Below are 13,951 nucleotides of genomic sequence, written 5' to 3'. Positions count from 1 at the left end.
AATGTGACGCGCATCTTGTTTTTGTCTTATTGTGGTGTAAAATTACAACATAGTTAAGTCAATACATTCAGGAGAAGGTCATGGGTAACGAAATTGGTGGTGCTTACATTGGCCAGATGATTGCAAAAGACGCGATGCACAAAGCGCTTTACGGTAAAGCGAAGAAGAAAAAAGCTTCTATTTTTGCTCGTGTTATGAAAAAACTGGCGAATTAATGCAGAAAAGCCCTGATTGAAAAATCAGGGCTTTTTGTTTCTATCAACCAAATATTTATACGGTCTTTATGCTAGTGCGATAACGACTATGCCGATTGGCTTGGTATTTCTACGACGTTATTCGGCACCTTGTCTAATCCCTTTACGGCTAACCACTTTTCTAGGTTATCTGCGCCTCCGACGTATTTTCCCTCTAACCAAATTTGCGGCACGGTCACTGGTGTTTTCTCACCGATGATCGCTTTAACTTCTGGGATCATTCTATACAGGGCAGCGCTGTCTTTGACGACATCGTGATACTCGTACTTAATACCAGCATCGTCGAGTAACTGTTTAGCTTTGACGCAATACGGACAAGTGGCTTTTCCGTAAACGATGTTGCCTTTCAGTTCATCACGTTTTACCCACTCCGAAATGACCGATTGCACGAGCACTCCTCGGTTTAGCGCTTCCCCTTGGCTCACGACTTTACCTTCAACCAGAAGAATAGGGGCGTGCCATGCACCGACTTTCAAAGGTTCCCACCAGTGAGATAACCAATCTTTCACTTCGAGTTCGACTGGTACATCCGCCAATTCGTTCGCGAAGGTGTCCACTAAAATATCTTTGGTTAGCGTACATTCTCCGCATGGGATGTTCACTTTGAACGGCCCCCAGTTGCCAGCCCAGCGATAAAGTGTGATTTTGATTGGTTGTGTCATAGAGTGTTCCTCATTTCCTTTCCTGAAAATATAGAACTCAAAAGCTAGATTTTTCTTTCAACTAACTTTGTCTTTTTTGCTTCCCAGTGCGTGATGAATGCAATCGACGCTACAATAATCGCAGCGCCTAGCCACAAACGACCAGGAGGCACCCATCCAAAGACCATCCATCCAGCCAGCACATTTAAAGGCAGTTTAGCGTGATCGAAGGGTTGAACGAAGGAAGCGTCCGCAACTGCGTAAGCTTTCACAATCGCCCATTGCGCTAATGCTGTTAGTGCACCAGAAAAAAGAAGGATCAGCCAAATAGTCCAGTCACTAGGCATGGTAAAGCTTGGTATCGCTAGCACAATATTGAAAGGCGTGATCAGTAACAACAAGTAAACCACCATGGTAGACGGTGGATCGTTTACCGACATCTTTTTTACCATCAAAGAATACGCCGCCCAAAAGAAGGCCGCCCCAACAGGCAGTAGAGTTGCCCAAGTGAAGGAGTCTGACCACGGTTCTAAGATGATCATGGCACCGATAAAGCCAGTTAGTGTGGCAAGCCAGCGTGCGGTGCCCACTTTCTCTTTCAAGATAAGCCCTGAGCCTACGGTCGCAAACAGCGGAGAAGTCATTAGCAGCGCAATGCCTTGCCAAATCGGAACAGGGTAAGCGAGCGCCCAAAGCCACAGTTGGATACCGATAACAGAGAGAAAAATACGAAAAGCGTGCCAGCCCAAATGTTGAGTTCTCAAAGAGCATCGAATGCCTAGCGTTCTTAGATAAGGAAGAATAACGAACAACGCGATCGCGTATTGAAACAATGCAAAAGTGGTGGAAGACACACCAAAGTGGATGCTTGCGATTTGGGCAAAGCTATTCACGATGGCGAATGCCAATCCTGCAGTTAGCATCCAAGAAGCACCTTGAACAGGATGATGATTCAATTGAATATTTCCGGTTTGAAAGAGGTAGACGGATAATACGTCCTAAAGCTTTTTGCGCAAATAAAAAAATGCCTCCCAGAGGGAGGCGACATTACCAATTCAAAGGACGTGCCTGTCATTACAGGTACAAAGAACGAGAAGCACAAACGCTGCCATGCATTTGCAATTCTAGTATTGCAGAACACGTGCCAATTTTTATCTGCATGATTTATAAGTGTTTTTACTTTATGGCGATGTCAAGGTTAGAAGAAATGCACTAAGTCAGTGAAAAATTGCATTAAAAGAGGGCAGAAGTGGTGGCTCTGAGGCTCGTATTTTTTAGTGGAGCAGTGAAGGGGTAATAGAATAAAGATGAAAATTCATTGCTTTATCTGTGAGCACCACAAAAAATGGCCGACAAAAGTGCCGGCCAAGTGGACTCGCTCTTAGGACAAGAGTGAATTAGAAGTCGTAACGTACACCTAGGCGTAGCGTATCTTCGCCTTCAGTCACTAGACCAGATGTTGCGTCTTTCACTTCATCAAGTTGGTTGATGTAGTAAGAAAGGTAAGTACGGAAGTTACTGTTTAGTTTGTAGTAACCAACTAGCTCGATACCTTCAACTGAGTCGTATTTTGATCCGTTGTCTGGATCGTTTTCTTGTGCCGTGTAAAGCGCTGCTAGCGTTACTTTGCTTGCTACTTTGTAGCTTGCAACCAACTCGTAAGCAGTAAAGTCTTCAGAATCTGTTAGTGAACCTTGAGAGTACGTACCCGCTAGGTATAGGTTATCTAGAGAGTAAGCGATACCACCTAGGATTTGGTCTTCAGAGTTGTTCTTATCTACGTCGCCGCCAGAGTAAGCCAGACCCAAATCTAGCCCCATTGGCAGAGAGTACATACCAGAGATGCCGTATTTGTCTTGGCTATCGCCAGAGTTTGCTTGGTAAGTCGCTTGAAGTTGTAGTGCATCAAACTCACCACGGTATGCGAATACGCTGTCTTGCTTATCAGAAGAAGAATCAATCACTTGCTGAACGCCAGAAAACTCAGTGATATCCGTCATGTCTGAGATGATCACGGCAGCCATGTCCTGACGGCCTACAGAGAATGCGCCAACGTCAGTATTTACACCAGCGTACATGTAGCGGTTTTTGAATTCGCTTTTACCTGTCTTTTGTTCTGCTTCGTACACACCGAATGCAGACATGCCGTTGCCGATGTCAGTTTTACCTTTTAGGTTAAGACGAGCGCGGCTTTGGTCTTCCATTGAGCCTTCTACTTCCGCACCATCTGAACCGATGAAGTCGCCACGAAACTCAACGCGACCGCCAACTTTTAGCTCAGTGCCGTCGTTTTTGTAAACTGTTGCTGCGAAAGATGGTGCTGATACCAATGCTGTTAGAATTGCAGTAGTTAGTGCTGCCTTTTTCATTTTCTTATTACCCTAGTTGTAATCGATGGGCTTACTTGCCCGATGTGTTGATGACGCTAAGGTAAACCGCGAAAATGAAAGATAGATTGCTATTAAGTTATGATTTTATTGCATTTTTATTTCTGGCACGTTTAAGCGCCTCTTTAGAAAAGGTGCATAACTAGAAGGGTTTTAGCTTTTTTTAGCTTTTTCGTGCTTGATTACTGACCACAATTTTTCCAAAAAGTTCCTGAAGGTGTTTTAAATTCACAAATGTAAGCAAATATTTCTTAATCATCTGGCTCGATCATTTAAGTTTCAGAGGGTTATGAGATTTCGTGATCTTGCGCGTTACAAAACATTTCAATTTGTAAGGTTATCGACTGAATGAATGATAAGTTAGCAATCTAAACGTTTGCTTTCATTCGGTTTCTTATAATTTTTCACTCGGTTGCCGAAGAGTCTTCAAATAAAGTGGCGGCAGTTGTTGCGCAAAGGTAATTCAGTTTTGGCGGAAAAGATGCCCCAAAAAGCCTTTGTATACACCCGAAGCATATGGCGTTTATTCGTACATAAATCCAAATGCTCAAGGTGCAAATCGACTAACCGACTAATAAATACATGGACTTAATAAATGAACAAAAAATTCCTAGCGGCAGCAATCGCAGCTGCAATATTCGGTACTCAAGCAGTAGCAGTGGAACTTTACAATAACGATGGCACTACGTTCTCTATTGGTGGCCATGTGTCTGTTAACCTGAACGGTTCAGAGCAAGGTGATACTGACGTAGGCACAAACTCTCCACGTATCAACTTCACAGCAACTCAGGATCTAGGTAATGGCTTTACTGCTGACGCTCGTGGTGAATGGGCACTTAACTACCTAGATGGCGGCGAAAACTCATTCAAAACTCGTCTTGGTTACTTAGGTCTGACTCACGATACATACGGTCGTGCAGTGGGCGGTACGCAGTGGGCACCTTACTACGACGTAGCTGGCGTAGCAGATATGCCAATTGCATTTGCGAACGACTTTATCTATGACGACCACGGCAACCTAGGCACTGGCCGCGCAGAGAAAATGATCTCTTACCGCAACGCAATCGAACTTGGCGAAGCAGGCAAAATTAACGTTGGTCTAGGTTGGCAAGGTACGAACGAAGCGACGGATACGCACACATACGATGACCGCGTACAAGTTGCAATTTCTTACGCGATCATGGGCGCAAAAGTGGGTTACACGTACAACGGTGGCGACTTCCAAGATTCAGCGTACATCGGTAAGCATTCAGCTGAATCTCACTTAGTATCTGCGGCATACGGTTCTTACGGTCAAGGTTTGTACCTAGCAGCGGTTTACGGCTCGAACGAAAACATGAACTTCGACGGTAAAACTCGTCTAGCTGAAAGCGACGCGTACGAAGCGTTGATCGCTTATGCACTACCTAATAGCCTAAATCTGAGCATCAACTACGAAATGGTTGAAGGCAAAGACGTGAAAGGCGCGAAGACAGAAACGGCTCGTGAAGAAATGGCGCTGCAAGCAGAATACAACTTCACACCTAAGTTTGTGGGTTATGCGGGTTACCAGTTTGACTTGAACGACGCTAACGACCGCAAAACTGATGACAAATGGGCACTTGGTGCACGTTACTACCTATAATTGTCGTTACAGTTATCGATTCAAAAGCCAGCATGATGCTGGTTTTTTTCGTTTTTTCGAAGAATCAACATGCGTTTCAAACTGATGACACAAAACATAAAACGGGCTGAATGTCTTATTTTCGATACTTCAGAGCGCGTTCTAGTGTTGTTCCATCAAAAGGTTAGATTATGATGATGTTTTTGTTTTGCAGGGAAGAACAATGAGCGTCATTCAAGTTGAAGAAAAGAAAGTAGAAGTTGGAAAAGTGCTGTGTGTTGGACGTAATTACGTTGAGCACATCCATGAGTTGGACAATGCTATTCCAGAACAAATGGTGGTGTTTAATAAACCTTCTACCTCTGTATCGACGATCTTACGCTCATTTCATCAAGAACCTTTGCATTATGAAGCGGAAATCTGCTTTCTAATCAAAGACGGTCAATACGCCGCCGTGGGTTTGGGGCTAGATCTGACGAAACGCGGTCTGCAATCTTCTCTAAAAAAGCAAGGCTTGCCTTGGGAGCGAGCAAAAGCATTTGATGGTTCTGCGGTTTTTAGCCGCTTTGTGCCTCTTGAAGGCATTGATATTCATGACCTTAACTTAGAGCTATTGATTAACTGTGTTCGTGTGCAAAAAGGCCACGTACAACAGATGCTGTATCCGCCATTTGCGATTTTGGATGAGCTAAGTAGCTACACAACTTTGCAAGACGGTGATGTGGTGATGACGGGAACGCCGCAAGGGGTTGGCGAAGTCCATCAAGGCGACGTCTTCCTTGGACGCTTAAAATGTGGCGACGTCACCTTGTTAGAAATTGAGTGGGTGGCTGATTAAAGCCAAACGCGCAAAAGAAGAAACGCCACCATACTGACAACCGTCGTTAAGAGAACATTTTTTGTCAAATAGGCGATCAACGCAGCTAATGTCGCAGCCAATAAAAACGGGTTTTGTACGCTGACACTGAGTTTCCCTTCGGGGATGAAGACAATCGGCGCCCAGATCGCGGTTAAAACGGCCGGACTCGCGTAGTTGAGAATCTTTTGTGCGCGCGTGCCAAGCTTTAATGGCAACTTCGGTTCGAGAAACAAGTATCGGCTTGTGAACACCAACAGCGTCATGAGTAAAATTGACAGCATAATCATTAGCGTTTCTCCTGTACTTGTTCGACAAAATAGCCTGTTAACATGGCTAAAATGCTCGAAATCATCAAACTTCCTTCTACTTGGTAATAGGTCAACGCGACTGAGCCTACCAAAGCCACTACGACGCTAGAAAGTACCGCTGCATTTTTAATCGTGGGTACGACAATCGCGATAAAGGTTGCGGCTACTGCAAATTCCAACCCCATTTCATTCAGTTCTGGGATTAGGCTACCCGCCACGATGCCTGTCAGCGTCGCAAGGTTCCAGAACAAATAGAAGCTCAATCCGGCCCCAAGTGCGTACCAGCGATTAAATTGTTCGTCAGAATGATGGCCAGCAATGGCAAACAGCTCGTCGGTTAACAGAAAACCAAGCGATAGCCGCCATTTAAGCGGAAGTGGTGCAATTTTACTGCGCATGGATACGCTGTAGAGAAAATGTCGTGAGGTGATGAAAAACGTGGTGAGCAACATAGTGGTTAGCCCCGCGCCCGCTTTTATCATTCCCATCGCGACGAGCTGAGCGGACCCCGCGAAAAGAATCGCGGATAACGCTTGTCCTTCTAGCGGGTGAAGCCCTGTATCAATCGCGAACGAACCTGCTAAGAGTCCCCAAGGCAGTACGGCAATACTCAACGGCATCATTGCGAGTGTGCCTTGCCAAAATAAAGTGGTTTTTGATTCTTCTTGTAACGGCAAAGTGTTATCCATTGTTTGTTCTTAATTGTTTTGAAGTCAGGCTATCAACGTAACGTGGTAGAGGCATCTCGCCTTGTACGATATTGCGGATTTAGCTAAAGCGAAGATATTGGCCCGGCGTGACGCCCATGGCTTTCTTAAAGTGTCGATGCAGGTGGCTTTGATCATGAAAACCACATTCTTGTGCGACATCAGAGATTCTCTGCCCTTGTTTGAGCAGTTTTTTCGCCATACGTAAACGTTGCTGAATCTGGTAAGCATGAGGTGGAAAGCCAAATTGCTTTTGAAATTCGCGCAGTAAGTGAAAAGGGCTCAGCCCAGCCAGTTTCGCGAGCTCTTCCAGCGACACATCGGTTTGTGGAAAGTCTTCTAAAAACTCCTTTACAAGCTGTAACTGTCGTTGCGCTTTGGTGGATTCTTTTAGTGGTGCGCGGTGAGTGCTGTGTTTACTCGCCAATTTGATCAACGTACCGTACACCAAGGTTTCTCGCAGCAGTCGATTGTCCGATTTTTCTAGAGTCTCAAACACCAAGCGCAATTGGCTTGCCAGTTCGGGATCATAAACCACAGGTTGAGGGAAATAGGGCAGCGAGATATTGGGTGAGCCAAGCTCTTGCCCCAAGGTTTGAAATTGTTCTGGCACAGGATACATTGCTTTGTATTCCCAGCCCCCCTCGGTTGCTGAATGGCCGTTATGCACTTCATCAGCGTTAACTAAGATAATGCTGTCTTGTGGTGCAATGTGGTTGCCGCCAGTGCGGAAAAATTGTTGAGCGCCTTTTTCGATCACACCAATGGTGTAGCCTTCGTGACTGTGCCGAGAGAAGTTCTGCTTTTCATACTTAGCATCTAGCAGCTCCAAGCCACCAAGTTCTTGAGCAATTTTGAATGTCGCGATTTCCTTGTTCTTTTCTTTCATTGTTTCCAATCTGCTCGAGAAGTCCGTCATACGAGTGTAACGTATCCATCGTCCTTATTTTTGTACAAAATTGCTATTCGGTATCGTTAAAAAGGTTAATTGTTTTTATATGAGTGAATTAGTGATTTATCCTTTCTAAATATGGCTACATTTAAAGGTATTTAATCTGGTCGAGTTTGATTTATTGGTATAAGATTCGCCGCCTTGTTGTAGAAAACCTGTTCCATCATGATCGATTTAGCTGTACTTCCTATTTATCTCACGGCGGTTATCGCCTTATTGCTTTTGCCTGGCCCTGATATGTTGCTGATTGCGAGCTCAAGTATGAGCTACGGCAAAAAGGTTGGCCTATTTGCCAGTCTGGGGAACGCGACGTCTGGCCTTATCCTTACTTTACTTGCTGCGATGGGGGTTTCAACCCTGATTGCGATGAGCCCTGTGGCACTCAAAGTACTTCACCTTTTAGGTGGTGCGTACCTACTTAAAATGGGTTGGGATTGCTTGAGAGCAGAAGCTTCATCTGCTCCAGAGCTTGATCAAAAAAATAAGATGGCATCGACCTACTATCAACGTGCATTAATGAGCAATTTGCTCAACCCTAAAGCGTTGGTCTTTTTTGTGATGTTTTTGCCTCAGTTCGTTTCGAGCAATATTACCGCTTCATCCGGCGAGCAGATGCTGGCGCTTGGTTTGTTGTTGAACGTTCTTGGCCTTTTGTTCAACCTGTTATTGGTAGCGTTGGCTGGTACATTAGGGAAAGGGTTGCTGGAGAATGAGAAGTTCCGCACTTACCAACACAAACTTATGGGGTTGGTGTTTGTGATCCTCGCTTTGTGGATGTTGAGCAGCTTCGTGCTATAAACCTATCAAATTCAATCAGAAAGCCAGCAATTGCTGGCTTTTTGTTTTAGGATAGAAACGTTTTCCAAGGAGAGGATGTATGAAACTTGAATTTTGTTTAAACCCAGACCAAGCCGCTCTTGATTGCGTTCGTGATGGCATTCGATCATATAACCGCAAGCACTTACCTGAAGGAGAAGTGAATGCGGTGGGTTGCTTTGCAAAAGATGAAGACGGCAAAATCATTGGCGGCCTTACTGGGGAAATGTTTAAAAATACGGTTTTTGTGGAGTTCTTGTGGGTGGACGCAGAAAGCAGAACATCGGGCTTAGGCAGTAAACTGATGGCAATGTTAGAGCAGCATGTGAAGCCGTATGGCGTGACTCATATTTATTTAGATACTTACAGCTTCCAGGCGCTCGATTTCTACCTCAAATTGGGCTTTGAAAAAGTAGGGCAGTATTCCGGTTATCCGGCTGAGGGAATCCACAAATACTTCCTCCAAAAAGAAATCGCAGAATAGTCGCTACTGATGTTTAGCTTGTTAGGAATCCAGTAAAAGAGGCGCGAACAGCGCCTCTTTTAGTATGTAGTCATGAGCTTTTCATGACAACTTGTTGAGAGAGTTACAAGCTTTTTTGGTGTGCGTCGATCAGCGCGTTCATTTTGGCTTCGGCAGTTTGTTGCGCTTGCTCGTAGCTCATGTCAGCAGGGAAGTCACTGATGACTTCGTAGTAACATTTCAACTTAGGCTCAGTACCAGAAGGACGAACGATTACGCGGGATTTGTCTTCGAGATGATAAATCAGCACATCACTTGCTGGTAAATTAATCGTCTCTTCTGAACCATCCTCAAATGTACGAACGGAAGTTTTCAAGTCCTCAGTAACCGATACTTTCTTGCCTGCAATTTCGCTTGGTGGATTTGCACGTAACTTGTCACCAATTGGTGGTGAGTTTGGATCCAACGCAATACTACGTTGAGCGTTAAAGTAAAAACCGTGTTGACGGTAAAGCGCTTCCAACTTGTCCCACAATGTTTTGTCTTGTGCTTTGAGCTTTCCGGTTAATTGCGAAAACGCAACAATCGCGGACAAACCATCTTTATCCCACACCTTATTGCCAACGGTGTAGCCAAGCGCTTCTTCGTAAGCAAACAAGAACGGATGTTGCTCGGTTTCTTGGCTCATCGCGACGTTGGTTAGCCATTTAAAGCCTGTTAGCGTTTGGTAATACTCTGCGCCATGCGCTTTTGCGATGCTGCTCAAGAGGCGAGATGACACGATGGTGTTACCGACCAGTGAGTTCGGCTGTTGCTCTAGCAAGTAATCACCAAACAATGAACCAACTTGGTCGCCAGTTAACATTTGGTATTCACCGTCTGGGCGTTTTACGGCGACGGCGAAACGATCTGCATCTGGGTCGTTAGCACAGGCGATATCCGCATCTACGGATTTACCGAGCGCCATGACCATGTCCATTGCCCCTGCTTCTTCTGGATTTGGGAAGTTAACTGTAGGGAATGTGCCATCAGGTTCGCGCTGCTCCGCAACACTGGCCACTTTTTTAAAGCCAGCGTCAGCAAGTAACGTTTCTGCCATGTCTGCGCCAACACCGTGCATCGCAGTGTAAGCGATAGAAATATCGGTGTTGCTATCAGGAGTCAGCAGAGCATTTTCGTTCATGGTTTTACGGTAAGTTTGGTAGTAATCGTCTTCCAACCAAACCAGTAAGCCTTGTTGTTTAGCATCGTCTAAAGACATCAACGGCAGAGGCTTTGTGGTCGCTTCATCAATTTTTGCCGCGATTCCCGAGTCGTGAGGTGGAATGATTTGCGCGCCATTTTCCCAATACACTTTGAAGCCGTTGTATTCGGGTGGATTGTGGCTAGCGGTTACAACAACGGCCGCTGCAGCATTCATTGTGCGTACACCAAAAGCAACAATAGGCGTTGCCGCGACTTGGTAGGTTAGGTAAACCTTGATACCGAGTGCTGTTAAGACAGAAGCAGTATCGTGCGCGAACTGTTTAGAATCTGGTCGGCCATCGTAACCAATAACAACGCCGCGACTCGCTGCATCTTGCACTTGTTCAAGCAAATAGTGGCCGAGACCTGTGGCAGTTTCTTGAATCACCAAACGGTTCATTCGGTTTGGACCTGCGCCAACTTTGCCACGTAGACCCGCTGTACCAAAGGCAAGGCGGGAGCCGAAGCGGTCAGAAAGTTCTTGTTCATTATTCGTATCAACGAGGTGCTGAAGCTCTTCACGAGTTTTAGGGTCAGGATCTCGCGCTAGCCATTGAGTAATTAGTGCTGTCATATCTTTCATTCCTTAGCAGGGGGAGCCTACTTGTTTGGACACTTTTTCTGAAAAAGTATCCAATGTTTTCTTTTACTTTAATGTAAATGGTTCTCAATTCCATTTCAAAGAGGGCAATCGATAAACCGAACTTATTTTTCCTGTCTGAACAAAATTTAATCACATTTAATTTCTTGAAGAACTTTGGAACTATAACTAGCCTTTTAACATAAATATAACAAACTGTGTCGAAATCGTATTTTTTGTGATTTTTCGTAAAGTTGTTCGATATTTGCAATGGGACGCAAGGAAGCTCGCGCAAGCGTAGCGGCTGAGCAGAGGAGAGATCTTTTGAAAAGATTAGCGACTACTCTAGCCATACCACTGAGTGTGATTTTAATCACATTCTCCTCCTACGGTTGGTCAAAGGACAATGAACTCAACATGACCAAAGGGGTCACGGCGATCAGCGAGCAAGTGTATGAATTACATATGCTCATTTTCTACATTTGTTGCGCGATAGCCTTAGTTGTTTTTGGTGTTATGTTCTATGCCATCATCCGTCATCGCAAATCAAAAGGTGCAGTTGCCGCACACTTCCACGAAAGCACCAAAGTGGAAATTATTTGGACTGTAATCCCTATCATCATTCTTGTCGCGATGGCGATTCCCGCAACGAAAACTTTAGTCGCAATGGAAGACACTAGCCAATCGGATATCACCATTCAAATCACAGGTTCGCAATGGAAGTGGCATTACAGCTACTTTGGTGAAGATGTGGAATTTTTCAGCTTGCTCGCAACCAGCCAAAAGCAGATTGACGGTATAGAGATGAAAGGCGCGCATTACTTGCTTGAAGTGGATAACCCGCTCGTGCTCCCTGTGAATCGTAAAGTGCGATTTTTACTGACCTCAGACGATGTGATTCACTCTTGGTGGGTACCTGATTTCGCCGTGAAAAAAGACACCATCCCGGGTTTCATCAACGAGGCTTGGACGCGAATTGATGAGCCGGGCGTTTATCGTGGTCAGTGTGCAGAGCTTTGTGGACGAGCTCATGGCTTTATGCCAATCGTAGTCCATGCCATGCCGGAAGAAGAATTCGATCAGTGGCTCTCGGGCAAGAAAGAAGAAATCGCGATGCAAAAAGCCGCGGCGCAAGAGGCGCTAACTCAAGACTTGTCGATGGATGAGCTCATGGCGCAAGGCGAAGCGATTTACTCGGCGCGTTGTGCTGTTTGTCACCAAGCTAATGGTGAGGGTATTCCGGGGGCGTTCCCTTCAATTAAAGGCAGTCCTGTCGCGACAGGTGATATCGCCGAACATATCGGCGTGGTTGTTGATGGCCGCGCAGGGACGGCGATGCAGTCTTTTGCTAACCAACTTAGTGATCAAGAAATTGCTGCGGTAATTACCTACCAACGCAATGCTTGGGGAAATGATACTGGCGATACGGTTCAAGCGGCCGACGTCAATGCCTTTAAGGCACAAAAAAGTGCCAAGGAGGAAATATGAGTAAGCCAGCAGACAAAGCCGTAAAATCGGCTCCCGTTGAAGCGCATACCGCAGCAAACGCAACAATTGCACTAGACGACCACGATTCGCACGACGCGCCAAAAGGTATTGCTCGTTGGTTGTATTCCACCAACCATAAAGACATCGGCACGTTGTATCTATGGTTTAGTTTCACCATGTTCCTAACGGGTGGTGCGATGGCAATGGTCATTCGTGCGGAGCTGTTTCAGCCGGGTTTGCAGCTTGTCGATCCGCAATTTTTTAATCAGATGACAACGGTTCACGGTTTGGTGATGGTGTTTGGTGCGGTCATGCCCGCGTTCACTGGATTAGCAAACTGGATGATCCCGATGATGATCGGCGCGCCTGATATGGCGCTGCCACGTATGAATAACTTGAGCTTTTGGATTCTGCCATTTGCGTTTCTCATTCTGTTGAGCTCATTGTTCTTACCGGGCGGTGCACCGAATTTCGGCTGGACGTTTTACGCGCCGCTATCGACTACGTATGGGCCAGACAGTACTGCGCTGTTTGTGTTCTCTGTGCATATCATGGGTATCAGCTCCATCATGGGGGCGATTAACGTCATCGTGACGATTGTCAACATGCGCGCACCTGGCATGACATGGTTTAAGTTGCCGATGTTCGTTTGGACTTGGTTGATCACTGCGTTCTTACTTATTGCCGTCATGCCAGTGTTGGCGGGTGCGGTGACGATGGTACTGACCGATAAGTACTTTGGTACCAGCTTCTTTGATGCTGCGGGCGGTGGCGATCCTGTGATGTTCCAACACATTTTCTGGTTCTTTGGTCACCCAGAAGTGTACATCATGATTTTGCCGTCGTTCGGGATCATCTCTGCCATTCTTCCCGCATTTAGTGGCAAAAAGCTGTTCGGCTATCACTCTATGGTGTACGCAACTTGCAGTATCGCGCTTCTTTCTTTCCTTGTGTGGGCACACCACATGTTCACGACAGGCATGCCCGTGTTTGCAGAATTGTTCTTTATGTATTGCACCATGTTGATTGCGGTACCGACCGGAGTAAAAGTGTTTAACTGGGTCGCAACCATGTGGCGTGGCGCACTGACCTTTGAAACGCCAATGTTGTTTGCGATTGCGTTTATTGTTCTGTTCACTATTGGCGGATTCTCGGGTTTGATGCTTGCTATTGTGCCGGCGGATTTCCAGTACCACGATACCTATTTTGTGGTTGCGCACTTCCATTATGTCTTGGTGTCTGGCGCGGTCTTCTCAATCATGGCGGCGTCGTATTATTGGTTGCCGAAATGGACGGGGAATATGTACGACCACAAGTTGAGTTTGTGGCATTTCTGGTGCTCAGTTATTTCCGTCAATGTCCTTTTCTTCCCGATGCACTTTTTAGGTTTGGCGGGCATGCCGCGAAGAATCCCTGATTACGCGATTCAATTTGCGGATGTGAACCAAATCGTATCCATCGGCGGCTTTGCCTTTGGTTTGTCGCAACTGATTTTCTTGTGGGTCGTGATCAAGTGCATTCGTGGCGGAGAGAAAGCGTCGGCCAAACCTTGGGAGCGTGCAGAAGGATTAGAGTGGACTGTGCCAAGCCCTGCGCCTCATCACACCTTTAGTACGCCGCCTAAAGTGGATTAACGGAACGAGAGGCG

General features: G+C 45.9%; 14 protein-coding genes. 7 read left to right on the top strand and 7 right to left on the bottom strand.

The genetic code is table 11. The features are described from left to right. Positions 1–80 precede the first annotated feature (80 nt). Positions 81–215: a hypothetical protein gene (locus ACF8CV_RS05300; RefSeq protein WP_005461920.1), complete on the top strand. Its 135-nt coding sequence runs from the start codon at positions 81–83 to the stop codon at positions 213–215. An 86-nt stretch (positions 216–301) separates the two neighbouring features. On the opposite strand, the gene ACF8CV_RS05295 is transcribed toward ACF8CV_RS05300, so the two are convergent. The 3 genes from ACF8CV_RS05295 to ACF8CV_RS05285 form a co-directional block, all read right to left on the bottom strand. Next, complete coding sequence (locus tag ACF8CV_RS05295) at positions 302–916, bottom strand: glutaredoxin domain-containing protein (protein WP_138937385.1); 615 nt, start codon at positions 914–916, stop codon at positions 302–304. A gap of 44 nt (positions 917–960) precedes the next feature. After that, entirely contained in the window at positions 961–1,818 is an 858-nt protein-coding gene (locus tag ACF8CV_RS05290; RefSeq protein WP_171055867.1) for a DMT family transporter, read from the bottom strand. Between the two features lie 474 nt (positions 1,819–2,292). Next, positions 2,293–3,264, bottom strand: a complete 972-nt coding sequence (locus tag ACF8CV_RS05285) for a porin (protein ID WP_005498366.1) — start codon at positions 3,262–3,264, stop codon at positions 2,293–2,295. Positions 3,265–3,877: 613 nt separating this feature from the next. Between ACF8CV_RS05285 and ACF8CV_RS05280 the strand changes: the two genes are divergently transcribed. Together ACF8CV_RS05280 and ACF8CV_RS05275 are read left to right on the top strand one after the other, a co-directional pair. Then, positions 3,878–4,906, top strand: coding sequence for a porin (locus tag ACF8CV_RS05280; RefSeq protein WP_208871084.1), 1,029 nt, complete (start codon positions 3,878–3,880; stop codon positions 4,904–4,906). Positions 4,907–5,108: 202 nt separating this feature from the next. Continuing rightward, positions 5,109–5,723 carry a fumarylacetoacetate hydrolase family protein gene (locus ACF8CV_RS05275; protein WP_005461913.1) on the top strand — a complete coding sequence of 205 codons (615 nt, stop codon included), beginning with the start codon at positions 5,109–5,111 and terminating at the stop codon, positions 5,721–5,723. Here ACF8CV_RS05275 and ACF8CV_RS05270 read toward each other — a convergent pair. The 3 genes from ACF8CV_RS05270 to ACF8CV_RS05260 all read right to left on the bottom strand — a co-directional run bounded on the left by ACF8CV_RS05270 (position 5,720) and on the right by ACF8CV_RS05260 (position 7,648). Continuing rightward, positions 5,720–6,031 (bottom strand): AzlD domain-containing protein, encoded by a 312-nt coding sequence (locus ACF8CV_RS05270; RefSeq protein WP_138937383.1) that lies wholly within the window; start codon positions 6,029–6,031, stop codon positions 5,720–5,722. The two genes, ACF8CV_RS05275 and ACF8CV_RS05270, sit on opposite strands and share 4 nt — an antisense overlap. After that, complete coding sequence (locus tag ACF8CV_RS05265) at positions 6,031–6,741, bottom strand: AzlC family ABC transporter permease (protein ID WP_005498374.1); 711 nt, start codon at positions 6,739–6,741, stop codon at positions 6,031–6,033. The genes ACF8CV_RS05270 and ACF8CV_RS05265 overlap by 1 nt, the downstream gene beginning before the upstream one ends. Positions 6,742–6,820: 79 nt before the next feature. Further along, entirely contained in the window at positions 6,821–7,648 is an 828-nt protein-coding gene (locus tag ACF8CV_RS05260) for an AraC family transcriptional regulator (protein WP_025521251.1), read from the bottom strand. Positions 7,649–7,876: 228 nt separating this feature from the next. Here ACF8CV_RS05260 and ACF8CV_RS05255 point away from each other — a divergent pair, with 228 nt between their 5' ends. Further along, entirely contained in the window at positions 7,877–8,509 is a 633-nt protein-coding gene (locus ACF8CV_RS05255; protein WP_005498379.1) for a LysE family translocator, read from the top strand. Positions 8,510–8,588: 79 nt separating this feature from the next. Further along, positions 8,589–9,011: a GNAT family N-acetyltransferase gene (locus tag ACF8CV_RS05250; protein WP_023584657.1), complete on the top strand. Its 423-nt coding sequence runs from the start codon at positions 8,589–8,591 to the stop codon at positions 9,009–9,011. A gap of 103 nt (positions 9,012–9,114) precedes the next feature. On the opposite strand, the gene ACF8CV_RS05245 is transcribed toward ACF8CV_RS05250, so the two are convergent. Continuing rightward, entirely contained in the window at positions 9,115–10,809 is a 1,695-nt protein-coding gene (locus ACF8CV_RS05245; RefSeq protein ID WP_138937382.1) for a phospho-sugar mutase, read from the bottom strand. Positions 10,810–11,139: 330 nt separating this feature from the next. Between ACF8CV_RS05245 and coxB the strand changes: the two genes are divergently transcribed. Both coxB and ctaD read left to right on the top strand, forming a co-directional pair. After that, positions 11,140–12,303: a cytochrome c oxidase subunit II gene (gene coxB / locus ACF8CV_RS05240; RefSeq protein ID WP_025501154.1), complete on the top strand. Its 1,164-nt coding sequence runs from the start codon at positions 11,140–11,142 to the stop codon at positions 12,301–12,303. Continuing rightward, positions 12,300–13,937 carry a cytochrome c oxidase subunit I gene (ctaD, locus tag ACF8CV_RS05235; RefSeq protein ID WP_021450720.1) on the top strand — a complete coding sequence of 546 codons (1,638 nt, stop codon included), beginning with the start codon at positions 12,300–12,302 and terminating at the stop codon, positions 13,935–13,937. The genes coxB and ctaD overlap by 4 nt, the downstream gene beginning before the upstream one ends. Positions 13,938–13,951: the final 14 nt, after the last annotated feature.

Source organism: Vibrio sp. zbq_1 (genome assembly GCF_043102935.1).
Taxonomy (GTDB): Bacteria; Pseudomonadota; Gammaproteobacteria; order Enterobacterales; family Vibrionaceae; genus Vibrio; species Vibrio parahaemolyticus.
Note: the sequence above shows the minus strand (reverse complement) of the source record. Positions and strands in the feature narration are given on the sequence as shown.